This is a genomic window from Streptomyces sp. SP18BB07 (genome assembly GCF_036322545.1).
GTDB classification, from domain to species: domain Bacteria; phylum Actinomycetota; class Actinomycetes; order Streptomycetales; family Streptomycetaceae; genus Streptomyces; species Streptomyces deccanensis.
This window is the reverse complement of the sequence record NZ_JAQYWT010000271.1, coordinates 118,130-144,804: the sequence shown is the minus strand read 5'-3', so window position 1 is coordinate 144,804 and position 26,675 is coordinate 118,130. Positions and strand designations below refer to the sequence as shown.

The 26,675-nt window shown below is 72.4% G+C and carries 25 protein-coding genes; 9 read left to right on the top strand and 16 right to left on the bottom strand.

What is annotated here, in order from left to right; translation table 11 throughout:
* Positions 1-11: 11 nt before the first annotated feature.
* Genes PUR53_RS12560 through PUR53_RS12550 form a run of 3 tightly spaced genes read right to left on the bottom strand, consistent with a single transcriptional unit; the run spans position 12 to position 3,038 of the window.
* The gene (locus tag PUR53_RS12560) at positions 12-1,511 is read right to left on the bottom strand and encodes a tripartite tricarboxylate transporter permease (RefSeq protein WP_329898143.1); all 1,500 of its coding nucleotides are present in this window, start codon (positions 1,509-1,511) and stop codon (positions 12-14) included.
* A gap of 1 nt (position 1,512) precedes the next feature.
* Positions 1,513-2,058, bottom strand: coding sequence for a tripartite tricarboxylate transporter TctB family protein (locus tag PUR53_RS12555; RefSeq protein ID WP_329898144.1), 546 nt, complete (start codon positions 2,056-2,058; stop codon positions 1,513-1,515).
* Positions 2,055-3,038 carry a Bug family tripartite tricarboxylate transporter substrate binding protein gene (locus tag PUR53_RS12550; RefSeq protein WP_329908379.1) on the bottom strand — a complete coding sequence of 328 codons (984 nt, stop codon included), beginning with the start codon at positions 3,036-3,038 and terminating at the stop codon, positions 2,055-2,057. The genes PUR53_RS12555 and PUR53_RS12550 overlap by 4 nt, the downstream gene beginning before the upstream one ends.
* A gap of 334 nt (positions 3,039-3,372) precedes the next feature.
* Here PUR53_RS12550 and PUR53_RS12545 point away from each other — a divergent pair, with 334 nt between their 5' ends.
* Positions 3,373-5,016, top strand: coding sequence for a sensor histidine kinase (locus tag PUR53_RS12545; RefSeq protein WP_329898145.1), 1,644 nt, complete (start codon positions 3,373-3,375; stop codon positions 5,014-5,016).
* Complete coding sequence (locus PUR53_RS12540) at positions 5,013-5,756, top strand: response regulator (protein WP_329908346.1); 744 nt, start codon at positions 5,013-5,015, stop codon at positions 5,754-5,756. Before PUR53_RS12545 ends, PUR53_RS12540 begins: the two co-directional genes overlap by 4 nt.
* A gap of 55 nt (positions 5,757-5,811) precedes the next feature.
* On the opposite strand, the gene PUR53_RS12535 is transcribed toward PUR53_RS12540, so the two are convergent.
* The 6 genes from PUR53_RS12535 to PUR53_RS12510 are packed head-to-tail and all read right to left on the bottom strand — an operon-like array spanning position 5,812 to position 11,825.
* Positions 5,812-6,564 carry a thioesterase II family protein gene (locus PUR53_RS12535; protein ID WP_329908345.1) on the bottom strand — a complete coding sequence of 251 codons (753 nt, stop codon included), beginning with the start codon at positions 6,562-6,564 and terminating at the stop codon, positions 5,812-5,814.
* Positions 6,561-7,439, bottom strand: coding sequence for an STM4011 family radical SAM protein (locus PUR53_RS12530; RefSeq protein ID WP_329898167.1), 879 nt, complete (start codon positions 7,437-7,439; stop codon positions 6,561-6,563). The genes PUR53_RS12535 and PUR53_RS12530 overlap by 4 nt, the downstream gene beginning before the upstream one ends.
* Positions 7,440-7,447: 8 nt before the next feature.
* Positions 7,448-8,788 (bottom strand): STM4012 family radical SAM protein, encoded by a 1,341-nt coding sequence (locus PUR53_RS12525; RefSeq protein WP_329898148.1) that lies wholly within the window; start codon positions 8,786-8,788, stop codon positions 7,448-7,450.
* On the bottom strand, positions 8,785-9,591 hold the full coding sequence (locus PUR53_RS12520) for an STM4013/SEN3800 family hydrolase (RefSeq protein ID WP_329908378.1): 807 nt from the start codon (positions 9,589-9,591) through the stop codon (positions 8,785-8,787). Before PUR53_RS12520 ends, PUR53_RS12525 begins: the two co-directional genes overlap by 4 nt.
* 49 nt (positions 9,592-9,640) lie before the next feature.
* Positions 9,641-10,816, bottom strand: coding sequence for an STM4014 family protein (locus tag PUR53_RS12515; protein WP_329898149.1), 1,176 nt, complete (start codon positions 10,814-10,816; stop codon positions 9,641-9,643).
* 40 nt (positions 10,817-10,856) lie between these two features.
* A complete protein-coding gene (locus tag PUR53_RS12510) occupies positions 10,857-11,825 on the bottom strand; it encodes an STM4015 family protein (protein WP_329898150.1) in 969 nt (322 codons plus the stop codon).
* A 258-nt stretch (positions 11,826-12,083) separates the two neighbouring features.
* Between PUR53_RS12510 and PUR53_RS12505 the strand changes: the two genes are divergently transcribed.
* The gene (locus tag PUR53_RS12505; RefSeq protein WP_086797801.1) at positions 12,084-12,410 is read left to right on the top strand and encodes a hypothetical protein; all 327 of its coding nucleotides are present in this window, start codon (positions 12,084-12,086) and stop codon (positions 12,408-12,410) included.
* Between the two features lie 105 nt (positions 12,411-12,515).
* A complete protein-coding gene (locus tag PUR53_RS12500; RefSeq protein ID WP_329898151.1) occupies positions 12,516-13,541 on the top strand; it encodes a DUF6745 domain-containing protein in 1,026 nt (341 codons plus the stop codon).
* An 18-nt stretch (positions 13,542-13,559) separates the two neighbouring features.
* Here the strand turns inward: PUR53_RS12500 and PUR53_RS12495 are convergent, their stop codons facing one another.
* Both PUR53_RS12495 and PUR53_RS12490 read right to left on the bottom strand, forming a co-directional pair.
* Positions 13,560-14,180 carry an L-threonylcarbamoyladenylate synthase gene (locus tag PUR53_RS12495; protein WP_152173297.1) on the bottom strand — a complete coding sequence of 207 codons (621 nt, stop codon included), beginning with the start codon at positions 14,178-14,180 and terminating at the stop codon, positions 13,560-13,562.
* 150 nt (positions 14,181-14,330) lie between these two features.
* Complete coding sequence (locus PUR53_RS12490) at positions 14,331-15,695, bottom strand: FAD-dependent oxidoreductase (RefSeq protein WP_329898152.1); 1,365 nt, start codon at positions 15,693-15,695, stop codon at positions 14,331-14,333.
* Positions 15,696-15,851: 156 nt separating this feature from the next.
* Between PUR53_RS12490 and PUR53_RS12485 the strand changes: the two genes are divergently transcribed.
* Entirely contained in the window at positions 15,852-16,337 is a 486-nt protein-coding gene (locus PUR53_RS12485) for a hypothetical protein (protein WP_329898153.1), read from the top strand.
* Between the two features lie 64 nt (positions 16,338-16,401).
* On the opposite strand, the gene PUR53_RS12480 is transcribed toward PUR53_RS12485, so the two are convergent.
* Together PUR53_RS12480 and PUR53_RS12475 are read right to left on the bottom strand one after the other, a co-directional pair.
* Positions 16,402-17,385 carry an aldo/keto reductase gene (locus tag PUR53_RS12480; protein WP_329908344.1) on the bottom strand — a complete coding sequence of 328 codons (984 nt, stop codon included), beginning with the start codon at positions 17,383-17,385 and terminating at the stop codon, positions 16,402-16,404.
* Between the two features lie 29 nt (positions 17,386-17,414).
* Positions 17,415-18,380: a DUF1152 domain-containing protein gene (locus tag PUR53_RS12475; protein WP_329894807.1), complete on the bottom strand. Its 966-nt coding sequence runs from the start codon at positions 18,378-18,380 to the stop codon at positions 17,415-17,417.
* A 131-nt stretch (positions 18,381-18,511) separates the two neighbouring features.
* Here PUR53_RS12475 and PUR53_RS12470 point away from each other — a divergent pair, with 131 nt between their 5' ends.
* Positions 18,512-19,294, top strand: a complete 783-nt coding sequence (locus PUR53_RS12470) for an alpha/beta fold hydrolase (RefSeq protein WP_329894806.1) — start codon at positions 18,512-18,514, stop codon at positions 19,292-19,294.
* 49 nt (positions 19,295-19,343) lie between these two features.
* Here the strand turns inward: PUR53_RS12470 and PUR53_RS12465 are convergent, their stop codons facing one another.
* Together PUR53_RS12465 and PUR53_RS12460 are read right to left on the bottom strand one after the other, a co-directional pair.
* Positions 19,344-20,231, bottom strand: a complete 888-nt coding sequence (locus PUR53_RS12465) for a Gfo/Idh/MocA family protein (protein WP_329894805.1) — start codon at positions 20,229-20,231, stop codon at positions 19,344-19,346.
* Between the two features lie 79 nt (positions 20,232-20,310).
* Positions 20,311-23,088 (bottom strand): SpoIIE family protein phosphatase, encoded by a 2,778-nt coding sequence (locus PUR53_RS12460; RefSeq protein WP_329894804.1) that lies wholly within the window; start codon positions 23,086-23,088, stop codon positions 20,311-20,313.
* A gap of 329 nt (positions 23,089-23,417) precedes the next feature.
* Between PUR53_RS12460 and PUR53_RS12455 the strand changes: the two genes are divergently transcribed.
* From PUR53_RS12455 to PUR53_RS12445, 3 genes are all read left to right on the top strand, one after another.
* Complete coding sequence (locus PUR53_RS12455; RefSeq protein ID WP_329908377.1) at positions 23,418-25,478, top strand: DUF1996 domain-containing protein; 2,061 nt, start codon at positions 23,418-23,420, stop codon at positions 25,476-25,478.
* A 96-nt stretch (positions 25,479-25,574) separates the two neighbouring features.
* The gene (locus PUR53_RS12450) at positions 25,575-25,724 is read left to right on the top strand and encodes a hypothetical protein (protein ID WP_329908343.1); all 150 of its coding nucleotides are present in this window, start codon (positions 25,575-25,577) and stop codon (positions 25,722-25,724) included.
* Positions 25,721-26,311: a histidine kinase dimerization/phosphoacceptor domain-containing protein gene (locus PUR53_RS12445; RefSeq protein WP_329908342.1), complete on the top strand. Its 591-nt coding sequence runs from the start codon at positions 25,721-25,723 to the stop codon at positions 26,309-26,311. Before PUR53_RS12450 ends, PUR53_RS12445 begins: the two co-directional genes overlap by 4 nt.
* Here PUR53_RS12445 and PUR53_RS12440 read toward each other — a convergent pair.
* Complete coding sequence (locus tag PUR53_RS12440; RefSeq protein ID WP_329908341.1) at positions 26,206-26,667, bottom strand: GNAT family N-acetyltransferase; 462 nt, start codon at positions 26,665-26,667, stop codon at positions 26,206-26,208. The two genes, PUR53_RS12445 and PUR53_RS12440, sit on opposite strands and share 106 nt — an antisense overlap.
* Positions 26,668-26,675: the final 8 nt, after the last annotated feature.

The window sequence follows — 26,675 nt, the reverse complement described above, 5'->3', positions numbered from 1 at the left end:
ACGGCCCCCGCTCATCCTGCCTCCGCCCTGCGCCCGCGGGTGACGAGCCGCCTCAAGAGCGGCCACGTCAGCAGCAAGGCGATGATCACGTACACCGTCACCGAGAACGGCGTGTTCACCAGGCCGGTGACGCTGCCGTCGCTGATCTGGAGGGCCCGGCGCAGCTGCTGCTCGGCGTTGGGTCCGAGGATCACGCCGATGACGGCGGGCAGCACCGGCAGGCCGTAGCGGCGCATGCCGAAGCCGATCAGGCCGATGACCAGCAGGATCACCAGGTCGATCACCTCGCCGCCGACCGCGTACGCGCCGACCGCCGCGAAGAACAGGATCCCCGCGTAGAGGTACGGCCTCGGGATCCGCAGCAGCTTCGCCCACACCGGGGCCAGCGGCAGATTGAGCGCGAGCAGCAGCACCATGCCGACGAAGAGCGAGGCGATCAGGCCCCACACCAGGTCCGGCTCGCGTTCGAAGAGGAGCGGGCCGGGCTGGATGCCGTACTGCTGGAACGCGGCCAGCATCACCGCCGCGACCGCCGTGGTCGGCAGGCCCAGGGTCAGCATGGAGACGAGCGTGCCCGCCGCAGAGGCCGACGCCGCCGACTCCGGGCCCGCGACGCCCTCGATGGCGCCCTTGCCCCACTCGTCCTTGTGCCGGGAGAGCCGCTTCTCGGTGACGTACGACAGGAACGTGGGGATCTCCGCGCCGCCCGCCGGGATCGCGCCGAACGGGAAGCCGATGAACGGGCCCCGCAGCCAGGACTTCCAGGTCCGCTTCACATCGGAGCGGCCGAGCCACGGCCGGCCCACCGGGATCGGTTCGGGCGGGCTGCGCCGCAGGTGGGCGGCGACCCACAGCGCCTCGCCGATGGCGAACAGACCCACCGCGACGATCACCACGTCCACACCGTCGGCGAGTTGCAGGGAACCGAAGGTCAGCCGCTGCTGGCCGGTCATCTGGTCCAGGCCCACCAGACCGATCGTCAGGCCGATCAGGAGGGACGCGAGGCCCCGGATACGGGACGAGCCGAGGACGGACGTCACCGCGATGAACGCCAGCACCATGATCGCGAAGTAGTCCGGGGCGCCGATGTCCACGGCCAGCTCGGCGACCTTCGGCGCCAGCGCCACCAGCAGCACCGTGCCGACCATGCCGCCCGCGAAGTGGCCGATGGCGGCCGCCGCCAACGCCTGCGCGCCGCGCCCGGACTTGGCCATCGGGTTGCCCTCCATGGCCGCGACCACGGCCGCGCTCTCCCCGGGCGTGTTCAGGAGGATCGAGGTGGTGGAACCGCCGAACATCGCCCCGTAGTAGATGCCCGCGAACATGATGAACGCGCCGACCGGGTTCAGCCCGTACGTCACCGGCAGCAGCAGCGCCACCGCCATGGCGGGCCCGATCCCGGGCAGCACCCCGATCGCCGTGCCCAGCAGGACACCGATCGCGGCCCACAGCAGGTTGATCGGTGTCAGCGCCGTACCGAAGCCGTCGAGGAGGGAGCTGAAGGCGTCCATGTCAGAGCACTCCCATCAGCGGACCGCCGGGCAGCGGCACCCCCAGCAGGTTGTCGAACACCGCGTACGTGACCAGGGAGATGACGGCCGCGATCAGCGGGTCACGGTCGAGGTGCCGGCTGCCGAGGGCGTAGGCCGCGCCCCAGAACAGCAGGGCGCCGGATATGGGGAAGCCGAGCGGTTCGATCAGGACGGCCGCGCCGAGGAACACCCCGGCCAGCAGCAGGACCGTGCGCCAGTCGGCGGGCTCGGACAGGTCGATGTCCTCGCCGCCCTCCGCCTCGCCCCGGCCGCCGCGCAGCACGTCCACCGCGAGCAGCGCGGCGATCAGCAGCAGACCGCCGCCGACCACGAGCGGCACGGTCCTCGGGCCGACCGGACCGCGCTGCGCGATGTCGACGTCCATGGTGAGCGCGTCGGTCAGGACCAGGACGCCGAGCGCCATCAGCAGGACACAGACGCCGAGCTCGGAATGGTCGCGCAGCCAGGAGCGGCGTTCGTCGGCGGGTGCCGGGGGCGTGCCGGTGGTGTCCGTCTCCGCGGTCACAGGCCCAGCTCCTTCAGCACCGACACCACGCGCCTGTCCTGGGCGTCCAGGAAGTCGCCGAACTTCTCGCCGGTGAGGAACGCGTCGTCCCAGCCGTGTCGCTTCATCGACTGCCGCCACTCCGGAGAGTCGTGCAGCTCCTCGATCAGCCGGGTGAGCTTGTCGCGCTCGGCCTCGGTGAGGCCGGGCGGGGCGACGATGCCGCGCCAGTTGGTGAAGTTCACGTCGTAGCCGGCCTCCTGGAGGGTCGGCGCGTCCAGCCCGGCGACCCGCTTCGGGCCGGTCACCGCGAGCAGCCGCAGCTCGCCCGCCTTGATCTGGTCCAGGTACTCGCCGACCCCGGACACCCCGAAGGCGACCTTGTCGCCGAGGATCGAGGCGAGCAGCTCACCGCCGCCGTCGAACGGGATGTAGTTGACGTCCTTCGGCGCGATCCCGGCGGCCTGCGCCATCAGCATCGGCGCCAGATGGTCGGGCCCGCCCGGCGCCGAACCCCCGCCCACCGGCAGCTTGCCCGGGTCCTCCTTCCAGGCCCCGACGAGCTCGTCGATCGTCTTGTACGGGGAGTCCTTGGCGACCACCACGACGTCCTGCTCCTCGGTGAGGCGGGCGATCGGCGTGGTGTCGGCGAGGGTCTTCGGCGCGTCGTTGGAGCGGACGGCGCCGACGACACCGAGCCCCATCGACATCGCGAGCCTGCCGTTGCCGTGCTCGCTCACCAGCCGGCTCAGACCGACCGTGCCACCGGCACCGGGCAGGTTGAACACCTCGATGTTGTGGGTGAGCCCGGCGTCCTCGGCGTTCTTCGCGGCCGTCCGCGCCGTGATGTCGTAGCCGCCGCCCGGGGTGTTCGGCACCATGAAACGCAGGCCGGGGATCTGCGTACCGCTCTCGGTGCCGCCGCCGGTGGACAGTAGGGGCGGTCCCACGAGCACGAGCACGGCCGCCCCGAGCGGGGCGAGCGGGGTGCGCAGCTGCACGAATGCCACCACCTGTCGGTCGGGTCGAGGGGGGAAGGGTGACCTGGGCCACATCGTGCCCGCGTGGGACGGTCCTGACGCCCTTGCGGAAGCAACGGAGGTTGTGGTCGTAGTGGTCACGGCCCCTGTCACCTTATGGGCACGTCCCCCACGCCTCCCTTTCCCGGATCGCACGCGGGCGCCATGATTGTGCGACCCACCGCACAAGGCCGCACCCCGGCCGCGAGACGCCCCGGGCGGCGTCGGCACGAGTGAAGATCGGGACGCCCCGGGCGGCGTCGGCACGAGAGAAGAGTCCGTCGTGGTGTTCCGCCGCCATACCCTCGCAGGCGAGATGCTGGTCCTCCAGCTCGCCATCGTCGTGGTGGTGCTGCTGGCGGTCGCGGCGGTCTCGCTCACGCAGTCGGCGGCGACCTTCAACCGGGTCGAGGGCCGCCGGGTCACCGCGCTCGCCGAACAGCTCGCCGCCAACCCGCTGGTCCGGGACCGCCTCGCGCGGCCCGTCGCGCACGAGGCGCTGGCCCCCCTGGTGAACTCCACCCAAACCCAGTCCGGGGTCACCTCGGTCACCGTCGCCGACGCCGACGGCCGGATCGTCAGCTCCACCGACCCCACGGCGATCGGCGACCCGATGCCGGTGGGCGAGGGCGCCGTCGCGGGCCGCGGCTGGTCCGGCTCACTGACCCTCGACGGCAACCGCGAGCTCGTGGCCCAGGTCCCCGTGCTCGGCGCCACCACCAACGACAACCTTGGACTGCTGCTGGGCACGGTCATGATCGGCGAGGCCTCCCCGACCGTGTGGCAGCGCCTCAGCGGCGCCTCCTCCTACCTCCTCGCCTACCTCGGCATCGCCAGCGGCCTCGGCCTCGTCGGCTCCTGGCTGCTCGCCCGCCGCGTCAAACGGCAGACCCTCGGCCTGGAGCCCCAGGAGATCGCCGGCCTCGCCGAACACCGCGAGGCCATGCTCTACGGCATCGCCGAGGGCGTGATCGCCCTCGACCCCCACCACCGGCTCACCCTCGTCAACGAGATGGGACGACGCCTGCTCGACCTCCCCGAGGACTGCGTCGGCAAGAGCCTGACCGACCTCGGCATCGAGGGACGGCTGCGGGACGTCCTCGCCGGAGTGCAGGAAGAGGCCCCCCACCAGCGCGACGAGGTCGTCATCCGCCGGGGCCGGGTCCTGGTGATGAACCGGATGACCGTCACCAAGGACGGCCGCCACCTCGGCTCCGTCACCACCCTCCGGGACCGCACCGAGCTGGCCCGCCTCGAACGCGAGATCGGCTCCTTCCGCAGCTCCTCCGAGCTGCTGCGCGCCCAGGCCCACGAGTTCGCCAACCAGCTCCACACCATCTCCGGGCTCATCCAGATCGGCGAGCAGGACGAGGTCGTCCACTACATCCGGGCCCTGAGCCGCCACCGCCACTCCCTCGACGTCACCCTCAGCCGCCGCGTCCGCGACACCGCCGTCGCCGCCCTGCTCACGGCCAAGACCTCGCTGGCCGCCGAACGCCGGGTCACCCTGCGGATCTCGGACGCCACCAACCTCGACCGGCTCGCCCCCGAGGACGCCGCCGACGTGGCGACCGTCGTCGGCAACCTCGTCGACAACGCCGTGGACGCGGCCGCCACCACGACCGCGCCCGACGACCCCGTCCGCTGGGCCGGCGCCGAGGCCCGCGAGGCCTGGGTCGAGGTGGAACTGCGTCAGGACGCCTCCAGTGTGGAGATCGTCGTCCGCGACTCGGGCCCCGGTGTGGCCCCCGAACTCGCCCGTGAGGTCTTCTCCCACGGTTTCACCACCAAGGCCGCCCGGGAAGGCGAACGCGGCATCGGCCTGGCCCTCACCCGCCTGGTCTGCGAACGCCACGGCGGTGAGATCTCGGTGACCAACACCCCCGACGGGGCCATGTTCACCGCCCGCATGACCGTCAGCCACCTCGCCGACGCGGTGGCGGAAGGAGCGACACCATGACCGGCACGAGCAGCCCGCCCGGCACGAGCAGCGGGCCGTCCGCCCCGAGCGGCACGCCCGGCACCATCGACGTGCTCGTGGTCGACGACGACTTCATGGTGGCCCGGGTCCACCGCACCTTCGTCGAACGCGTCGAGCCGTTCCACGTCGTCGGCGTTGCCAGCACCGGCGAACAGGCCGTCGCCGCCGTCGACGAACTCCGCCCCGACCTCGTCCTCCTCGACCTCTACCTCCCCGACGGCTTCGGACTCGACGTCATACCCCGGCTGCGCACCGCCGGACACGACTGCGACGTCATGGTCATCAGCGCTGCCCGGGAGGCCGACAGCGTGCGCGGCGCGGTCCGCCACGGCGTCGTCGACTACCTCCTCAAACCCTTCGAGTTCGAGGAGCTGCGCTCCCGGCTCCAGCGGTACGCCGCCCAGCGCGGCCGACTGCTCACCACCGTCGTCCGCGGCCAGGCCGACATCGACCGGGTCCTCGCCGGAGCCTCCGCCCCGGCGTCGACGGCCGGCGCCCTGCCCAAGGGCATGAGCGTGGAGACCGCCGAGCTGATCGAGGCCACCCTGCGCGCCGCCGACGGCACCCTCTCCGCCACCGAGTGCGCCACCCTCACCGGTATCTCCCGGGTCTCCGCCCGCCGCTACCTGGAGTACTTCCACAGCTCCGGCAGCGCGGACGTCTCCCTGCGCTACGGCGTGGCCGGGCGCCCGGAGCGACGGTACAGCTGGCGGGTGTGAGGCACCGGGCCCCCGTTTTGTGCGGGTCCACACCCCTCCCGCCGGCCGCGCCCGGCTACAGCCCCAGGTGCCGGCGTACGACGTCGACGACCTCCCGCGGCCGGTCGTTGAGGTAGAAGTGGCCGCCGGGGAACACACACAGCTCGGTCGGTCCGTCGGTGTGGCCGCTCCAGGCCCGCGCCTCCGCCACCGGCGTGACGGGGTCGGCGTCGCCGGTGAGGACGGTGACCGGACAGGTCAGCCGGTCGTCGGGGCGCGGCTCGTACGTCTCCAGCGCCTTGTAGTCGCCGCGCAGCGCGGGCAGCACGAGCTGCACCAGCTCCTCGTCGTCGAAGACCCGCCCGTCGGTGCCGCCCAACCGGCGCACCGCCCGCAGCAGTTCGGCATCGCTGCCGAGGTGCAGCCGAGGGCCGGTCCGAGCCGTGGAGGGAGCGCGGCGCCCCGAGACGAACAGCCGCGCCGGGGTCTGCCCGGCCGCCTCCAGTGCCAGCGCCGCCTCGTAGGCGACCAGCGCGCCCATGCTGTGCCCGAAGAGGGCCAGCGGCCGGGGATCGTCGTCGCCGGTGACGGCCCCGACGATCCGCTCGGCCAGTTCCCGCACGCTCTCCGACGGCGGCTCGGCGAAACGGTCCTGGCGCCCCGGGTACTGCGCGGCCAGTACATCGGCCGCCGGGGCGAGCGCCAGCGCCATCGGGTGGTAGGCACTCGCCGAACCACCCGCGTGCGGCAGACACAGCAGCCGTACGGCAGCCTCCGGCGCGGGCCGGTAACGCCGTACCCACGGACCGCTGTTGACCGCTGAGGTCATGGACTCACTCGCCTTTCGGTTCCTCGACGCGCCGCCGGCGTCGGCACACGCTCCAGGACGCCGCCCGCGAAGACGTCGTACAGGGGCAGCGTTTCGAGGTGAACGTAGCCGATGTGGCAGTCGCAGACGGACAACGGGCAGGGGCGGGGGGCGAGTGCCGTGCGGAAGGATCCGTCGTAGAGGTTGCCCAGTTCCGTCTTGACGAAGTGACAGCGCCGTACCGTGCCCTCCCCGTCCACGGACACGACCGTGGAGCCGGTACGGCAGGCACGGCCCGCCGAGCGGTGCGGGTGGCGGCTGAAGGGGAAGAGGGGGTCCAACTCGGTCCAGAGCGCCGCCTCCTCGTCGGTGTAGGTGTGTCCCTCGGCGGCGTTCACCCAGAGGTACACCTGCTCCGGCAGCTCCCGGCGCAGTCGTCGGGCGTGCTCCAGGTGCTCGGGCAGGCCGACGATCCCCACGCTGAAGCGGATCCCGTTCGCGGCCAGTCGGAGTGCCTTGCCGAGGAACCTCTCGTACGGCGTCTGCCCCGGGTGGTAGGTGCACCACAGGGCCACCGTGTCCGGGTCCGCCTCCGACAGCCACTCCGTGCGGCAGCTCAGGTTCGTCTGGATCGCCACCCGGTCGATGTGCGGCTCGTGGGAGAGCTCGACCAGGGCCTTCCGGTACCAGGAGCGCACCAGTCCCTCGCCCCATGGCGTGAACAGCACCGAGAGCCGGTCGCCGGTCTGGTCCCTGGCCCATCCGGTGAAACGGTCCAGGGCCGCGCGGTCGGCCCGCAGCCGTTCCGTGGAGTCGCGGCGCTTGGCGAACGGGCAGTAGGGGCAGTCGTAGTCGCAGGAGGCGAGCGGGCCCCGGTAGAGGATCGTCAGGTCCACGGTCGCCGTCACTTCAGCTCGTACGCGGCCATCGCCGCCCGGACGGCGGGGGAGAAGAACTCGGGACCGATGGCGTCCGAGTGCGCCAGCCCCTCGGCGGACAGCCGCAGCAGGCCGGGGCCCGTGTCCGCCAGCCAGCCGCGCGCGGCCAGCAGGTCCAGCTCCACGGGGAAGTCCGCGTACGGTTCCGACCCGAACCGCCCCCGGTAGTCCGCCACCGGCAGTCCCCGCGCCTGGAGCAGCGACTGCAGCAGATGGCGGCGGCGCCGCTCGTCCTCGTCGACCACCCGGCCGTGCACGGCCCGGGAGAAGTCCTCGGTGGCGGTGTAGTCGTCGATGATCGTGCGGATCTGGCCCATGTTCACCGCGTAGTCGAAGGAGTAGTGCACCGTCGACGTGTACGAACGGGCGCCGCAGCCCAGGCCGATCATGCCGTCGGTCTGGCAGGCGTGATCGTCCGGGCCCTGCGGGGGAGCGTCAGCGCGGCGGAACATCCGCATGGACACCTGCTCGTAGCCGTGCGCGAGGAGGTGGTCGCGACCCTCGCGGTAGCGCCGCAGCCGGGCCTCGTCCCACTCGCGGTCCGCGAGCACCGGGTCGGCGTTCCGGCCGAGGCCCGTGAGCGGCCGGACGTACAGCGGATACAGGTAGATCTCCTCCGGCCGCCAGGCGAGGGCCGCGTCCAGCGACACCTGCCAACTGGCCGCCGTCTGCCCGTCGATGCCGTAGATCAGGTCGATGTTCAGGACGGGCACGCCGGCGTCCCGGATCCGGGCCAGCGCCGCCTCCACGTCGGACCGCCGCTGCGGTCGTACGGCCGCACGCGCCTCCTCCGGTACGAAGCTCTGCACGCCGAGGCTCAGCCGCGTGGCGCCCCGCTCGGCCAGCACGGACAGCCGGTCGGCGGTCGCCGTGGCCGGGGAGGCCTCGACCGACAGCGGGATCGCCCGCAGGTCGGCGCCCATGTGCCGCTCGGCGATGTCGCACAGCCGCTCCAGCTCCGCGGCCTCCAGATAGGTCGGGGTGCCACCGCCGAACGCGGCGTTCGCGAACCGCACCGGCTCCGCGTCCCCGAGCGCCTCCCGCACCGCGATCGCCTGCCGTTCGAGGGCGTCGAGATAGCGGCCGGTCAGCCCGTCGGGCGCACCGATCCGCGTGAAGAGGTTGCAGAAGCCGCAGCGCACCTCGCAGAACGGTATGTGCGCGTACAGCGACAGCGCCTGCCGTGACTCCCCGGCCCACAGCTCGGCCAGCGACGGGCCGCCGGGCAGCTTCCGGTACGCCGTCTTGTGCGGGTAGGCGTACACGTAGTGCTGGTAGGGGCGGACCAGCGGCGCGGTCACGGTCATGCGGACGGCTCCAGGAAGAAGTGGCTGTAGGGGACGGTCCACACGGCCTCGTGGCCGAGGCGGTGCCCGGTGTACCCGTCCTCGCCGTAGGTGGTCCCGTGGTCGGAGCAGACGACGGCGAAGCAGCGGCGGCGTGAGCTCATCGCGGCGAAGAGCCGGCCGACGTGCCGGTCGACGTACTCCAGGGCCGCCGCGTGCGTGGCCAGGCTGTCGCCCGCCTCACGGGTGGCGCCCGGCAGATGGAACCAGTTGGGCTGGTGCAGCGCGGAGGCGTTGAGGAAGAGGAACAGCCGCCGGTCGGCGGGGAGTTCGGCCACGACCCGCTCGGCGCGGGCCACCTGGGACTCGAACGACGTCGGTGACGCGACAGAGAACTCCGGCTCCCAGTGGCTCTCCTGGAACAGGCCCGGCAGGACACTGCCGAGCGCGCCCTGCTTGTTGAAGAAGCCGACACCGCCGACGCACACCGTGCGATAGCCGTGCGCGGCGAGCCCCGAGACCAGGTCCGGGCTGTCGAAGACGAAGGTGCGGCCCTCGGTGGTCTCGCTGCCGGCGAACCGGCCCGCGAAGAGCCGGGGATGCGGTCCGGGCGCCGCCGGGGTGGGCAGGAACCCGGCGAACATCGCCTGGTGCGAGGCGTAGGTGAAACTGCCGGGCGCGTGCCGCTTCTCCCAGGTGCCGCCCGGCAGTCGGGCGGCCAGGTTCGGCAGCCGGCCCTCCCGCACGAGCCGCTCCGCCACGTCGTAGCGCAGGGTGTCGAGGGTGAGCAGCAGCAGGTCGTCGCGGCCCACCACCTCGTTCATGTCGGGCGGCGGGACGGTCGTGGAGGGCCGTTGGGCCGTGTCGGCCCGGTCAGAAGCGCGCATGGTCGTTCCTTGCCTGGGGGTGGTGCGTGGGCGTCGGGAGCATCGAGCCCCGTATCGCCGCGAGTTGTGCCGCGTAGGTGTCGAGGCCTTCCGCCGGGCCGCCCGGCAGTCCGGTCAGCCGGGGCAGCAGATCGCCGAACGCGTTGACCTCGCCCACCGTGAACCGGCGCCAGCCGATCGCCGGGAGCAGGTCCACCCCGACGCACAGCGTGTCCGGGAAACAGGCGGCGGCCCGCTCGCAGATGTCCAGCGCCTGCCGCCAGCGGTCGCCCGCCGCGTCCACGACGGAGGTCAGCTCGCCCCGTGCCCCGCCGAGATGGAGGTTGGTCATCGGGAACCGGCTGGTGCGGACGACGGCGTGCGTGGCCCGTCCCGCCACGACCAGCACCCGTAGATCGGCGGACCGGCCCTGGGCGGACGCCTTCGGCAGCCAGCGCTCGATGTGCAGCCCGTCGGCCGCGAGGGCGTCGACGATGCCCGCGATCTGCCGCTCGTCCGAGTAGCGCCGCACCCGCAGCGAGTTGTGCAGCCGGGGCGGGGTGTGCGGCCCGCCGTCGGCGGCCACCTCCACCGAGGTGGTGGCCCGGAGCCGTCCGCTGGCCGTCGACTCGACGGCCAGCACACCGGACGCGGAGGAGCCGTGGGCCGGTTTCACGAAGACGCGCGGCATGCCGTGGTCCCGCATCACCGCCCGGACGTCGTCCCAGCCGCGCACCGCGAGCGTGTCGCCCGAGGTGGGCGACGGCGGCACCGGGACCCCCGCCGCGTCGAGCCGGGCGTGGCACAGCCGCTTGTCGAACAGCACCGCCAGGTCCGCGGGTGCGTCCAGCCGCACCCCGCCCCGCAGTGAGCCCACGGCGGTCAGGAAGCGGGCGTACCAGGTGGCCGAGCCCTCCACGCGCGTCGGGTCGTCGACGCCTCGCAGCAGCCGGTCCACCTCGGCGCTCTCGCCCGGCGAGTCCAGCCGGACGATCTCGTCGTCGGCGAACTCGTGGCCGCCGTCGCGCAGCACGTCCCGCCACTCGACGACCCGTGGCGTCCCGACCCCGGCCGCCTCGGCCGCCGCGACGAACAACCCGACGCGACGGTTCTCCCCGTTCCCAACGACCGCCCACCTGTACGGGCCCGGCCCCGCGCCCGTCGCACCGGTCCAACCGGTCACACCGCCCCCTTCGTCCAAGAACCCCCGCACTCCTACGTGTTCACTCGCCCACCGCGACGAACCGCCACACCGTGCCGTCCTCCTCCTCGTCCGACTCGGCGTCGTCGGGGTCGACGTCGACCTGGACGCCCTCGGCCTCCAGGGAGCCCCGGAGGCGGTCGCGTACGGCCGCGCTCAGGTAGTTGTGGTGCAGGTCCAGGGTCTTGAGGTGGGTGAGCGGCTGACCGGTGAGGAGCGCGGTCGCGCCGTCGTCGGTGAGGACGCCCATCGACACGTCCAGCACGTCGAGGCGGGCCACCACCGGGGCGGCGGCCAGCGCCGCGCAGATGTCGTCCTGCATCTCGCTGTTGCGCAGCGCCAGATGCTTGAGGGCCGGGAGCCGGGTGCCCGCGAGGATCGGCGCCAGGTCGGCGACCTCGCTGTCGCCGCCGTACTCGGAGGTGCCCAGCCACAGGTCCAGCTCGACGAGGGCCGGCAGATCGCTGCCCGCGACACCCCGGACCGCCTCGACGGGCATGCCGCCGGTCTCCACCGTCAGCGACCGCAGCCGCTCGTGCCGCAGCGCCGGGAAGACGAGCCCCTGGCCGCCGCGCACCCCGAACTCCTCCAGCTCAGGGAAGGCGTTCAGCAGCGGGCCCACATCCCCCTGGTTGATCCAGGAGATCTCGCACTCCTCCATCACGATGTCGCCGAGGAACAGCGCGCGCAGCGACGGCAGCCGGTCCTTCGCCGCCACCAGGGCCTCGATGATCTCCTCGGGGCCGTTGTCGTAGGCGTCGCTCCAGGCGCCCACCACCAGCGCCCGCACCTTCTCGGTGTCCACCGAGGCCAGGAACCGGGCGAACGCCTCCTCCCAGGCCTCCTCGCTGTCGTACGAGCCCACGCTGATGCTCCAGGCCACCGACTCGGGCGCGGGCAGCTGGGCCGCGCCCCCCGGGTCCTTCACCGACTTGGGGAAGCGGTGGACCGGCAGGTCGTGGAACTCCTCCAGATGGCTCCCGATGGTCATGCGCGCCCCGCCCCTTCGCTCCAAGTCCATGGACGGAGGCCGGGTCCCCGCCCGGTCCGCCCGCTGCGCACCCGGAGCAGACAGCGCTGCCGGGTAGGGGAGTTCTACCAAGCCGCACTGACACCGTGTGCGGCGGACCCCTGTCCTGTGGACGAACACCCGCGCTCGCCCCGGCGAACGGCCGTGCGGCCCCCATTGTCAGTGGCTGCCCCTACGGTCGTCTCGTGGCACCAGGAGTGCCCGACGGGAGGGAGACCCATGTACCGGCAAGGAGACGTCCTCATCGCGCCGTTGGCGGAGAGCGCCGTGCCCCGGGGCGCACTCGACGCCGCGTCGGAGCCGCGCGACGGGCGTGGTCGGCTCGTCCTCGCCCTCGGCGAGGTCACCGGTCACGCGCACGCCGTGGTCGGCCCCGGCCGCCTGATCCGCGAGGCGAGCGTGTTCGGGCCGATGCTGCTGCACGTGCCGGAGGGCGCCCGTGTCGTCCACGAGGAGCACGCCGCGATCAGCCTGCCCAAGGGCTGGTACCGCGTCATACGCCAGCGCGAGTACGTGCCGGGTTCGGTGCGGATCGTCGCCGACTGAACCCGTGGGGGCGCGGGGCGGGGCGGCCGTGACGTACGGCGGCCCGTGCGGCCGTGATCTACGGCGGCCGCAGGGACAGGGATCAGGATCTTCAGGAGGAACGGCGTGACGGGACAGGCGAGTTGGCGGGCGGTGGCGGCGGCCACAGGGGCGGGCGACCGGGCGCGGACCGAGGCGGGCGTGCGGCTCGCGTACCGGCGGGCGGGGCTGGCGGAGCCCGAGCGGATCGTGTGGGCCCGCTCGCCCCTGGCGGCGGTCCGCCTGCTCTCGGGAGTGGCCCCGGAGGACGGCGAGGTGCTGCCCCCGACCGGGGCGAGCGTCCGTGACGCCGTCCGCAACAGACCGGTCGCCGCCGCCCGCGCCGCGCTGCACATCCGACTGGGCCCCACCGGCTGGGGCGACCACTGGCGGGCGACCGGCGCCGACCTCTGGGAGACCACCCGGCCTCTCGTCGACCGTATCCGCACCGGCATCGTCGAGGCGATGGCCCCCGCCGGCCGAGAGGAGGAGACCGGCGTCCGGCTGCTCCTCCTGGACGCGGTCCTCGGCCAGCACGACGCGGCCTGGCTCTCCGCCCTCGACGCGGCCCCCGAGCTGGACGGGCTCTCGGAGGTGGCCCGCACGGCCGGCTGGTGGTGGCCGTACGAGAAGGTCGCGGTCGTCGCCGAACGGCCGGTGGAACTGCACCGCGACGAGGCGGGCCGGCTGGACCGCGGCGACGGACCCGCGCTCGCCTTCTCCGACGGCTTCGCCCTGCACGCCTGGCGCGGACTGCCCGTCCCCGGTGAGTTCCTCGACCGGCTGGGCACGCTGACCCCGCAGCTGATCAGGGCCGAGGAGAACGCGGAACTGCGCCGCGTGATGCTCGAGTTCTACGGCTACGACCGCTATCTGGAGGAGTCCGGCGCGCAGCCGGTGCACCGCGACGAGACGGGCGTGCTGTGGCGCATAGCCCTGCCCGGCGACGAGGACGTGGTGATGGTGGAGGTCGTCAACTCCACACCGGAGCCGGACGGCACGAGCCGCACCTACTGGCTGCGGGTGCCGCCCACCACGACCACGGCCCGGGAGGGAGTGGCCTGGACGTTCGGCCTGAGCGCCGAGGCGTACGAGCCGCTGCGGCAGACCTGAGGCCCGCCGCCCCGGCGGTCACTCGAACCGTGCGGTGTCGCCCGCGCCCTTGCGGATGATCTCGGCCTCACCGCTGGAGAAGTCGATGACGGTCGTCGGTTCGGTGCCGCAGTCGCCGGAGTCCACCACGGCGTCGACGAGGTAGTCGAGGCGCTCCTTGATCTCCCAGCCCTGCGTCAGCGGCTCCTCCTCGTCGGGCAGCAGCAGCGTGCTGGAGACGAGCGGTTCACCCAGCTCCGCGAGCAGCGCCTGGGCCACCCGGTGGTCGGGGATGCGCACACCGACGGTCTTCTTCTTGGGGTGCAGCAGCTTGCGGGGCACCTCCCTCGTCGCGGGAAGGATGAAGGTGTAACTGCCCGGTGTCGACGCCTTCACGGCACGGAACACGTCGTTGTCGACGTGCACGAACTGGCCCAGCTGCGCGAAGTTCTCGCACACCAGGGTGAAGTGGTGACGGTCGTCGAGCTGCCGGATCGTACGGATCCGCTCGATGCCGTCACGACTGCCCAGCTGGCACCCGAGCGCGAAGCAGGAGTCCGTCGGATACGCGATGAGCCCACCCTGACGAATACTGTCGGCCACCTGCCCGATGGCACGCGGCTGGGGATTGTCGGGGTGCACGTCGTAGTACTTGGCCATTGACCGAGCTTATGCCCACGAGCGACGCACGGCCCTCGATGGGGCCGCAGGCCCCTGTCGAGGGGCGCGGGGAACTGCGCGACCAGCCACAACGAACTCGCAGCCGACCGACCACGCGCAGTCCCCCGATCCGGCTTACCCAGCGGAGCGCTACGCGCCGCTCGCGCGCAGCATGTCCTCACGCTCGACGATCTTCACGCGCTCACGGCCCTGCGGCTCACCGAGCGCCTTTTCCGCCGCGTCGAGCCGGTACCAGCCCTCCCACGTGGTGAAGCGCACGTTCCGCTCCGCCAGGAACGCGTCGACGGCCTCCGGCGCGGGCGCGGACGGCTCGTGCAGCCGCCCGTTCGCGAAGTCGTCCAGGAGGTTGGAGACGGTTTCGTTGGCGTCGCCCTTGGTGTGCCCGATGAGGCCCACCGGGCCGCGCCGGATCCAGCCGGTGACGTACGTCGACTGCAGGTGCGCGCCGGTCTCCTCGATGACCCGGCCGCCTTCGTCGGGGACGGTGCCCGAGTCGACGTCCCAGGGCAGCTTGGGCAGCTTGTCGGAGAGGTAGCCGACCGCGCGGTAGACGCCGGTGACGTCCCAGTCCTTGAACTCGCCGGTGCCCTTGACGTTGCCGGTGCCGTCGAGGGCGGTGCGCTCGGTGCGCAGGCCGACGACCTTGCCGTCCTCGCCGAGGATCTCGGTGGGCGACTCGAAGAAGTGCAGGAACAGCTTGTGCGGGCGGTCGCCGGTGTCGCGGATCGCCCAGTTCTCCAGGGTCTTCGCGACCATGTCGGCCTGCTTGTTGCCGCGCCGGGTCGCGATGGAGCCCTCGTCGTAGTCGATGTCCTCGGGGTCGACGATGACCTCGATGTTGGGGGAGTGATCGAGCTCCCGGAGCTCCATGGGGGAGAACTTCGCCTGCGCCGGGCCACGGCGGCCGAAGACGTGGATCTCCAGCGCCTTGTTGGCCTTCAGGCCCTCGTAGACGTTGGCCGGGATCTCGGTGGGCAGCAGCTCGTCGGCGGTCTTGGCGAGGACCCGGGCGACGTCGAGCGCCACGTTGCCGACACCGAGGACGGCGACCTTCTCGGCCTCCAGGGGCCAGGTGCGCGGGACGTCCGGGTGGCCGTCGTACCAGGAGACGAAGTCGGCCGCGCCGTAGGAGCCGTCGAGGTCGATGCCGGGGATGTCGAGCGCGCGGTCGGCCGTCGCGCCCGTGGAGAAGATCACGGCGTCGTAGAACGCGCGCAGATCGTCCAGGTTGATGTCCGTCGGGTAGTCGACGTTGCCGAAGAGGCGGATCTGCGGCTTGTCGAGCACCTGGTGCAGGGCGGTGATGATGCCCTTGATGCGGGGGTGGTCGGGGGCCACGCCGTAACGGATCAGTCCGAACGGGGCGGGCATCCGCTCGTAGAGGTCGATGGACACACCGGGGTCGGTGGCGACGTCGGACTTCAGCAGCGCGTCGGCGGCGTAGATCCCGGCGGGTCCGGCTCCGACAATGGCTACCCGCAGAGGGCGGGGCATGTTCAGGTTCCCTTCGAGCGGAAGAAAAGCTTCTCGTCGGCAAGCCTAAACTAAGGTAACCCTTACCAGGTACGTGGGTCGGGTCTATGACCTCATAAAGCGATCTTATGCCATCCGGGGGAATGGCCGGACGGCGGGGACCTTCGCCGACGTGATGTGTTTGCCGCGCCGGTGAACGGCAACGCGGTTTCCATGACTGGACCGAACAAAGACCCGAACGAGAACTCCGCGTCCGCCGAGACGACCGCTGCCAAGGCCCGCCGGACCGCCGGCAAGGCGACGGCACCGGCCACCGCGTCCGCGAAGACGGCCGCGGTCAAAGTGGACGGCGCGACATCGTCCGCCAAGGCCGGGGCCGGACACGCGGCCGACGCGGCCAAGCGTGCCGCCGACAGCACCAACAGTGCCGTGCACAGCGCCGTGAAGGGTGTCGAGGCCGGCCGCCAGGCGGTGGTGCAGGCCTCCGGCCAGGTGGCCGCCACCGCGAAGACGGCGATGACCGTCATCGCCCACCGCAAGCTCGTCGCCGCCGGCGTGGGCGCGGGCCTGACCGCCCTGACGGCCGCCTCCTACGCGGTCGGCCGCCGCTCCGGCCGCCAAGTCCAGGGCCCGATCACCCGCCTCACCGGCGGTCGTATCTGACCTGCCTCGACCTGCCTGCGGGGGTCGTCCGGCGCGCGGCGCCGGACGACCCCCGCAGGCCGTCCTACCAGCGGCCTTCCACCTGCTCCTTGATCCGGCGGTCGTACAGCTCCCGAATCGCGGTGAGCGTCTCGCCGGACAGCTCCGGCAGTGCGGCGGCCGACGCGTTGGCGCGCGCCTGCTCGGGCGTGCGGGCGCCCGGGATGACCGTCGTGACGCCCGGCAGCTGGATGATCCAGCGCAGCGCCAGCTGGGCCGGGGTGAACCCCTCGGGGGCGAGCGCGGCGAACTCGACGGCCGCCTCCACGCCCGTGCCGTAGTCGACACCGGAGAAGGTCTCGCCCTGGTCGAAGGACTCGCCGTGCCGGTTGTAGGTGCGGTGGTCGTTCTCCGGGAAGACCGTGTCCTGGGTGTACTTGCCGGACAGCAGCCCCGAGGCCAGCGGGACGCGCGCGATGATCCCGACCCCCGCCTCCGCGGCCGCCGGGAGGACCTCCAGGAGCGGCTTCATCCGGAACGGGTTGAGGATGATCTGCACGCTCGCCACGTGCGGCCGGGCGATCGCCGTCAACGCCTCGGCGCAGGTCTCCACGCTGACCCCGTACGCGGCGACGCGCTCCTCCTCGACCAGGGTGTCGAGCGCGTCGAACACCTCGTCGGAGGAGTAGACCGGCGTGGGCGGGCAGTGCAGCTGGACCAGGTCGAGGCGGTCCACGCCGAGATTGCGGCGGGAGCGGTCGTTCCAGGCCCGGAAGTTGTCGAGGACGTAGTTCTCGGGGATCTGCTCCACACGACGGCCCATCTTCGTCGCGACGAGGACATGCAGATCGGGCCTGCTCCGCAGGAACGTGGCGATGGTCTGCTCGCTGCGCCCGTCGCCGTAGACGTCGGCCGTGTCGAAGAAGGTCACCCCCGACTCGGCCGCGGTCTCCAGCACCGCGAGGGCTTCCTTGTCGTCGACGTCTCCCCAGTCGGCGCCCAGCTGCCATGTGCCGAGACCGACCACGGACGCGTGCTGACCCGACCTACCGAATGCGCGTTCTTCCATGGCGGCAGTCTGTCACCTGTTCCCGGTGGTCAGTGCGGGAAGGCGCGCGGCTGGCGCTGCCGGGGCAGTTCGTCGCGGAAGTCGGCGACGACCGAGCTGATCTGCCGGGTGAGTTCGGTCTTCTCCAGCCGGTCGAGGTACAGGTTGCGGCGGGCCAGACCGACCGCGTCCACGCAGAAGTACAGCGCCATCAGCGGGTTCACGAACAGTTCGCTGTTCCGGGTCCGCTCGGTGAACCGGACATCGCCGAACTCGCCCCGCACGGCCGCCGCGACCGAGCCGTTGACGATGCTCGGATGCGTCGGCGTGGCCCGCTGGGCGTGCGCCACCGCGTCCAGGTAGAGGGTGCCCTCGCGACTGTCGCGGGGCAGCGAGAACGCCCCCAGATAGGCGCCGTCGCGGTCCAGCGCGGCCAGGTTCTCCAGGACCAGCGCGTGGTTGACCCCGTGGTAGGCGTCCACGCCGAAGCCCAGGCAGGCCACCAGCCGCTCCGGCACCTCGTCCAGACCGGCGACGGCACCCAGGCTCGCCATGTCCTCCTCCGGCGTCCCGAGCCCGTGCTCGTCGCCGCGCATCAGGATGTCGGTGCCACCGTCGACCAGGACGACGGCGTCCACCCCGCCCAGATGCCCGAGGAGCGCGCGATAGGCCGCCCGCAGGGGCGCCACACCCGTACGGGACAGCGCGTACACGGTGCTCGGCATCCCGTGCAGGTCGAGCCACTCGGCAAGGGTGCGCTCGGGGAAGTAGTCGCCCCGGAAGGCGGTGTCGGGGCCGACCGCCGCGACGTCCTGTTCCAGCCACACGTCGAGGCTCAGACCGTACAGATCGGCGAAGGAGAGGTTGGCGAGATGGACCTCCTTGCCGGCCGACCGCAGGGCGAGGGCCAGCGGTAGCCCGGCGTAGACGTCGAAGCCGCCACCGGCACCGGCTATGAGCACACGCCGCGCGTCGCGCAGCCGTGTGAAGAACGGGGGTTGCTGGAGGGAGAACACCGGGGGAAGTTAGCAGGGCGGCGCAGGGGGGCGCAGGGGGGCGCGCACGATTTACGCGGACCGGGCCACCGGCTACCGTACCGGTCAGTAACCGGACCGCACCGGGCCGGACCGGACCGCAGGAGGCCCCCATGCCGCAGCTCGAAGTCGACGGCGCCGCGCTGACGTACGACGACGAGGGCCCCCGCGAGGGCGACGGTGTGCCCCTGGTGTTCGTCCACGGCTGGACCGCCAACCGCCACCGCTGGGACCACCAGGTCGAGCACTTCGCCCGGAAGCGGCGCGTGATCCGGCTCGACCTGCGCGGGCACGGCGAGAGCGGCGGCGCCGGGGTGCGCACGATCGAGGAGCTGGCGTCGGACGTGCTCGCCCTCCTCGATCATCTGGAGGTCGAGCGGTTCGTCCTGGTCGGACACTCCATGGGCGGCATGATCTCCCAGACCATCACCCTCGCCCACCCCGAGCGGGTGGAACGCCTGGTGCTGGTCAACTCCATCGGCCGCATGGCCTACAGCCGGGGCCGCGGCCTGCTGATGGCGGCGTCCACCCGCGTCCCCTTCAAGCTGTTCGTCGCCGCCAACATCCAGCGCGCCTTCGCGCCCGGCTACCCCCGCGAGGAGATCCGCGCGTACATCCGCGCCTCCGCGGCCACCCCGCGCGAGGTCGTGATGACCCTGTACGGCGCCATGCGCGCCTTCGACGTCCTCGACCGCCTCGGCGAGGTCAGCACCCCCACCCTCCTCGTCCACGGCTACCACGACATCCAGCTGCCCGTCGCTCAGATGCTCCGCATGGCCAAGGCCTACCAGGACGCCGAGGTGCGGATCCTGGACGCGGGCCATGAACTCCCCGTGGAGAAGCCGGCGGAGCTGACCGCCACCCTGGACCGCTTCCTCACCGGCTCCCGGGTCTGAGCCCGCCGCCGACGAGCGCCCCGCCCCGCGGGGGCTCGGTGGCGGCCCGTCAGCCGGTCAACTGTCCTTCAGCGGTGGCCAGCAGCTCCGTCACGCGCAGTGCGAACGCGGCGTCGCACGGATGCGGACGACCACTGCGGGCCGCCGCCAGCAGCGCGTCCCCCGCCCGCGCGAGAGCCGGTACGGCCCCCTCGTCGGTCGTGGGCAGTACGGTCGTCCCGGTCCGGCCCCGCAGCTCGACCGTCGCGCCGGACGCCGCGGGCGGGGCGGTGAGGCTGAGGGTGAGGGTGCTGGACGCCCCGCCGGTGTGCAGGAGCACCAGATGGACCGTGTCCCTGGGCCCGCGTACGGCGGCGGCCACCTTCTCCACGTCCCCGAGGACCGGCAGCAGCACGGACAGGGCGTGCGGGCCCACATCCCACAGGCCGCCCTTCTCCCGCCGCCACGGCGAAGCCGCGAAGGGGCTGTCGCTCTCGCCGTCGAACAGCGACCCGAACCACTCCGCCCGCCCCGTGAACCAGCCCTCACGGGCGGCCTGTTCGGTGATCCACGCGTCGATCGCCGTCTGGAACCGGGCGGTGAAGAAGACGACCGAGGCGACCCCGGTCTCCTCGACCGCCCGGACGACGGCCCGCCCCTGCTCGACGTCGGTCGAGAGCGGCTTGTCGAGCAGCAGATGACAGCCCGCCCGGGCCGCGCGCACCGCGAGCGGCGCCTGGACCGAGGGCGGCAGGGCCACGGCGACCGCGTCCACGTCCGAGAACAGGGCGTCGACGTCCTCGTACACGGGCAGGCCGCCGTGCCGGTCGGCCAGTTCCTTGGCCGCCTCCGGGCGCCGGCCCCACACCCCCGCGAACTCCAGCTCCTGGTGCGCGCTCAGCGCGGGGGCGTAGGCCATCTCGGCCCACGGTCCGGTTCCGAGCAGTCCTATACGCATGCTCCGGCCACTCCTTGTGGGTTGGGTGCGATGTCCTTCGGAGCCCCTCGGGGCCCGGGGCGGGTCGGTCCGACGGCCGTCAGGGCAGCGCCTGTTCGGTCCAGATCGTCTTGCCGGTGGGGGAGTAGCGGGTGCCCCAGCGCTGGGTGAGCTGGGCGATCAGATACAGGCCCCGGCCGCCCTCGTCGGTGGTGGCGGCGTACCGCAGATGGGGCGAGGTGTGACTGCTGTCGGTGACCTCGCAGATCAGCTGCCGGTCGTGGATGAGGCGGACCCGGATGGGGCCGCCGCCGTACCGGATGGCGTTGGTGACCAGTTCGCTGAGGATCAGCTCGGTGGTGAACTCCAGCTCCTCCAGGCCCCACTCGGCCAGCTGCCGGGTGGCCTCGGAGCGCGCCCGGCGCACCGCGGCCGGGTCGCCGGGCACCTCCCACTCGACGACACGGCCCGTGTCCAGCGCCCGGGTGCGGGCGACGATCAGCGCGATGTCGTCGCTCGCCCGGCTCGGCGGCAGCGCGTCGAGGACGGCCTCGCAGGTGCCCTGCGGCGAGGTGTCGGCCCCGGTAAGGGCGGTGCGCAGCAGTTCCAGACCGTCGTCGATGTCCCGCTCCCGGTCCTCGACGAGACCGTCGGTGTACAGCACGATGCGGCTGCCCTCGGCCAGGTCCAGCTCGGCCGTCTCGAAGGGCAGTCCGCCGAGACCGAGCGGTGGGCCGGCGGGCACCTCGGGGAAGTCGACCGTGCCGTCGGGCCGGGCCACCGCGAGCGGCGGATGGCCGGCGCGGGCGACGGTGCAACGCCGCGAGACCGGGTCGTAGATCGCGTACAGGCACGTCGCCCCGGTGATCGGGGCGTTGCCGTCGAGGACCGCCTCGTCCTGGTCGATCCGGCTGACCATCTCGTCCAGCAGCCCCAGGATCTCGTCCGGCGGCAGGTCCAGCGCGGTGAAGTTGTGCACCGCCGTGCGCAGCCGCCCCATGGTGGCCGCCGCGTGCAGACCGTGACCGACGACGTCGCCCACGACGACGGCGACCCGGGTGCCGGACAGCGGCAGGACGTCGAACCAGTCGCCGCCCACCCCGGCCTGCGCGGGCAGATAGCGGTAGGCGACGTCCAGGGCGCTCTGCTCGGGCAGGTGGCGCGGCAGCAGACTGCGCTGCAGCGTCTCGGCCATCGTGTGCTCGCGGGTGTAGCGGCGCGCGTTGTCGATGGAGACCGCCGCGCGGGCCACCAGCTCCTCGGCGAGCGCCAGTTCCTCCTGGTCGAACGGCTCGGGCTTCTCCGATCGCCAGAAGGTGACGACCCCCATCACCAGCTGGCCCACCCGCAACGGCACGGTGATCAGCGAGTGGATGCCGTACTCGACGACCTGTGCGGACCGTTCCAGGTCCTGGGCCTGCCAGCCGGGTGCCTGGCTGAGGTCGGCCACGAGGGTCGAGCTGCCGCTGTCGATGCTGCGGGCCTGGGGCGAGGAGGGGACCAGGTCGATCCGCTCGCCCACCTTGTACAACGGCGCGTCCTCGCGGATCCCGCTGCTCGCCGTACGGCGCAGTGTGGTGGCTGTCTCGGGCTCGTCGCCGCTGAGCGCGGCCGGGGCCAGGTCCACGGTGACGAAGTCCGCGAACCGGGGGACCGCGACCTCCGCCAGCTCCTCGGCGGTACGCGTCACGTCCAGGCCGGTGCCGACGCCCACCCCGGCGTCGTAGAGCAGCCTCAGCCGCTCCCGCGCGGCCTCCGCGCGGCCCGAGAGGGCGCGCAGCTCGGTGGAGTCGCGGAGCGTGGCGACGCTGCCGGAGGGCTCGCCCTGCAGATCGGTGGGCCGCTGGTTGACCGCGAGCAGCCGGTCCCCGACCAGGTGCACCTCGTCGTTGGCGACCCGGCCCGAGGCCAGCAGCTCCGCCATGTGCGCTTCGAGACCCAGGGAGTGGACGTCCTGTCCCTCCGCGTCCGCGGGCAGGTCCAGCAGGCGGTGCGCCTCGTCGTTGGCGAGCAGCAGCCGGCCCCCGCCGCCGACGATGATCACGCCCTCCCGCACGGCGTGCAGCACCGCGTCGTGGTGCTCGTACATCCTGGTCATCTCCGACGGGCCGAGCCCGTGGGTCTGCCGCAGCAGCCGTTTGCTGACGAGCGCCGTGCCCGCCGTGGCCAGGGCGAGGGCCGCCGCGGCGGCGGCCACCACGAGGGGCAGCTGCTGCTCGGCGGCCCCGCCCACGTTCTCGGTGGTGATCCCGGCCGACACCAGGCCCACGACCTTGCCGTCGGGGTCCTTGATCGGCACCACGGCCTGGACCAGCGGACCGAGGGTGCCGGTCACCTCCTCGGTGAAGGACTCGCCCTTCAGCGCGGGCTCGATGGTGCCGACGAACTGCTTGCCGATGCGGTCCGTCTTCGGATGGGTGTAACGGATCCCGTCGGTGTTCATCACGACGATGAAGTCCACGCCGGACTGGACCCGGGCGGCCTCGGCCCTCGGCTGGAGCACCGCCGTGGGATCGGGGGAGCTCAGCGCCTCCCGGGTGCCCGGCGCGTTGGCGAACGTCTCCGCCACGGCCAGCGAACGGTTGTGCGCCTCCTTGGAGCTGTCGTGCCGTACCTGGAGGACCAGCGCCACCACGGCCGACACGACCAGGACCAGCACGATCACGACCTGCAGCAGGAACACCTGCCCGGCGACACTGCGCCCGCTCAGCGCCGAGCGCAGTCCCGAGAGCGGGCCCCAGCCGTGTCCCGACTCCCCGGTTGCGCCGCCGTCCGATCCGTGCGGTACCCGCCGGGCACGGTGGTCCCGGCCCTGCGCAGGCCGACCCTGGGGACGGCGGGTCGACTGAGAGCGAGATCGACCCAGGAGACGGACCATGTGCCCATGTCTACACTGCCCCGCGCCCTGAGGCGAGAGGGGGTGGCACGCTGCCTCGGCCGGTGCCGTCGGCCACGCGACGGGGAGAGCGCTTGCTACCCCTTTGACCATATGTGATGCCCTGCTACCTGTCGGATTCCTGTGAATCTGCGAGGCGCTTGAACACATCGGGGTCCGGCTCCGTATAACGCTGGGGTTTTTCATGCCCGGACCCGACGACGACGTTGTAGGAGCTATCCGTGGGACGCACCACCAGGCGCAGACGCCCATCCGGAGCGCGGCGCGCGACCTCTGCTGCGATCGCGCTGATCCTGGGCGGAGGCGGTCTCGTGGCCGTCAATGTCTACGCGTCGGCCACCGAGGACGGTTCGCCCGACGACGTGGTCGAGCAGGTCGGCTCCGCCGCCGGCACGATCGACTGCCCGGACGTCGGCAGCGAGCTGACGGAGGTGCCCGAGGGGGCGCGGGCGGGCGTCGACAAGGAACTCGCGGCCCTGGACCAGCAGATAGCCGAGGCCTACCAGCGGCTGCAGAACTCCGTCCAGGCCCAGCAGCAGGACAGCGGGTTCGCCGACAACGCGATCATGAACCCGCTGAAGGAGAAGCGGGCGGCGACGATCGAGCGGATCGCGATCGCCATCGACCGCGTCGGGGACCGCCCCGAGGGGCTGGACGCCCTCGCCGCCTGCGAACTGCGTCCCGCCGAGGAGCAGAACACCGGCCAGGACGGCGGTCAGAACGGCGGAGAGCAGAACGGCGGAGAGCAGAACGGCGGAGAGCAGAACGGCGGAGAGCAGGACGGCGCCGGCCAGAGCAACGGCGGTGACCAGGACGCGGGCGAACAGGGCGACCAGCAGGGCGGTCAGGGGCAGCAGGGCAACGGCGGTCAGGCCGGCAACGGGCCCGTGGCCGCGGACTACGCCGACATCAGGTCCGTCCAGCCGAACGCCGGGAACGGAGGCGGGCAGAACGGCTCCACCGGCACCTTCAGCACCGACTGCGGGGTGAACGCGGGCGGCTTGTTCAACTCGGACAACGTCATCGTCGCCCCCGGCGTCTCCAACGGGGCGCACCACTTCCACGACTACGTCGGCAACCAGGGCAACAACGCGTTCGCCAGTGACGAGGACCTCGCCGCCGCCGACACCAGCTGTGAGAACCAGGGCGACCGGTCGTCGTACTTCTGGCCCGTGATCCGTCTGCAGAACGGCACGGCCGAGCAGGACGCCAATGCGCCCGGCGGCGGCATCGAGGGCAACGCCGGTGAGATCGTGACGCCCAAGGAGGTCACGATGACCTTCGTCGGCAGCCCGCGGGGCGACGTCGTGGAGATGCCGCGGCTGCTGCGCATCATCACCGGCGACGCCAAGGCCTTCATCAACGGCCCGGCCAACGCCAACGCGTCCTGGAGCTGCACCGGCTTCGAGGACCGGCAGCTGAAGGACAAGTACCCGCTCTGCCCCTCCGGCAGCGACGTCGTACGCACCTTCAAGTTCCAGAGCTGCTGGGACGGCCGCAACATCGACAGCGCCAACCACCGCACCCATGTGGCCTTCGCCGCCGCGGACGGCAGCTGCGCGGCCGGGTTCAAGGCCATCCCGCAGCTGGTCCAGCGCATCGTCTACGACGTCGACGCCCCGAGCCTCCAGGACGGCGGCCGTACGACCCCGCTGTTCGCCGTGGACTCCTTCCCCGAGCAGCTCCACAAGGCCGTCACCGATCACGGCGACTTCATCAACGTCTTCGACGAGGACCTGATGCGGGCGATGGTGGACTGCATCAACGACGGCCGCGAGTGCGACGCGGCCGACCTCGGCGGCGACCAGGGCGACGGCGGGGATCAGGGGAACGGCGGCGACGAAGGGAACGGCGGCGACCAGGGGCAGGACCCCGGCCAGGGCCAGGGCGACGGCCAGGACCAGGAGCAGGACCAGGGGCAGGATCAGGGTCAGGACCAGGACCAGCCGGGCGACGGTCAGGGCGACGGCGGGGACCAGGGGCAGGACCAGGACGAGAACCCGGCCGAGCCCAGCGAGACCGCTCAGGCACCCGGTGGCGCGGACGACCAGGCGAACCAGGGCGGCGACAAGGAGCCCCAGGTCCTCGGCTCGGTGAAGGCGACCCAGCGCGGCAATGCCGATGCCGATGCCGACGCCGGCGACGAGGGCGCGGACGACGCCGGGGACGTCGGCGACGAGGCCGCGACCCCCGAGCAGACGCCCGCGGCGAACGTGCCGTCGGCCGCCGGGCAGCCCGGCGCACAGGGGTCCGGGTCGGCGACGGGCAGTCTCGCCGAGACCGGTTCGCAGCTGTGGCCCGCGATGATCGGCGGCGTGGCCGTGCTCGCCGGTGTCGTCCTGCTGCGCAGGGTGCGGCGCGGGAACTACTGATCCCGTACCGCCGACGGATGCGATGTCCATCCTCCGCCAACCTTGTTGGTTTGAGCGGGACTTGATCCTGCATCAGCTGGGCGGGCGGGGCGGAGCATGGCGGAGGGGTGGGCCCGGCGGCTGCGGTTGCCGCCGGGCGACGTCGCGGCGGCGGCCGTGCTGCTCGTGGCCATGACCGCCGTACGGCTCGGCGCGGGAGACGAACCCGATGCCCCCTGCCCGTCGTACTGGCGCTCGGCGCGGTGATCGCCGCGGGCCTGGCGGTCCGGCGCCGTGCCGCGCTCGCCGGGTACGTGGTGGGCACGGTGGGGCTCGTCGTCGAGGCCCTGTGGGTGGGCCCCGGCCAGTTGACGCCGGTCGCGAACCTCATCGGCGTCCACTCGCTGGGCCTGTACGCGAGTCCCCGCAGGGCCGGGCTCGGCGCGCTCCTCGTACCGCCCGGTGTGCTGGCCCACTTCGCCCCGAAGGACGACCCGTGGGTGACCCAGGTCGCGGTCGTCCTCGTCTGGCTGCTGGTGTGGGCGGCGGGCTGCGCCACGGCCCGCCGCCGCAGGGAGACGGAGGAGCTGCGGCGGCTACTGCGCCGCGAGACGGTCGTCGCCGAACGGGTGTGCATCGCCCGGGAGTTGCACGACGTCGTCGGCCACTCGGTGAACGCCATGCTGGTCCAGGCCGGCGCGGGACGCATGGTGCTGGACACGCGGTGTTCGCCCACATCACGTCCCGCCTATCGGCCCCCTCGTGATCCTCTGAACCCGAAGCCTGCGCCCAGCACGCGGTACATGCCGATCGAGTTGTGCGCGGCGGTATCTGCGAAGCCGTACTTCTCGTAGAGGAAGCGGGCGGGGCCGTCGGCGATCAGGGAGACGTAGGCAGTGGCGGGCGCCCGACGCTCCAGTTCCTCGGTGAGCGCGGCCAAGATGCGCTTGCCGAGGCCGCGGCCCTGGTGCGCGGGGTGGACACAGACGTCGACGATCTGGAACGCCGTACCGCCGTCCCCGATAATCCGCCCCATGCCGATGGGCTCCCCTTCGTGGTGAACGACCACGCCGTGCCAGGTGTTGGGCAGGGCGAGCGCGACCGCTTCTGGAGCTTTGTCCGAAAGGCCGGCGGCGGTGCGCAGGCGGCGGAAGACCTCGACGGTGGGTATGCCCACGCCCAGTTCGTACGGGTCGTTCAAGTCATCCACTCCGATCG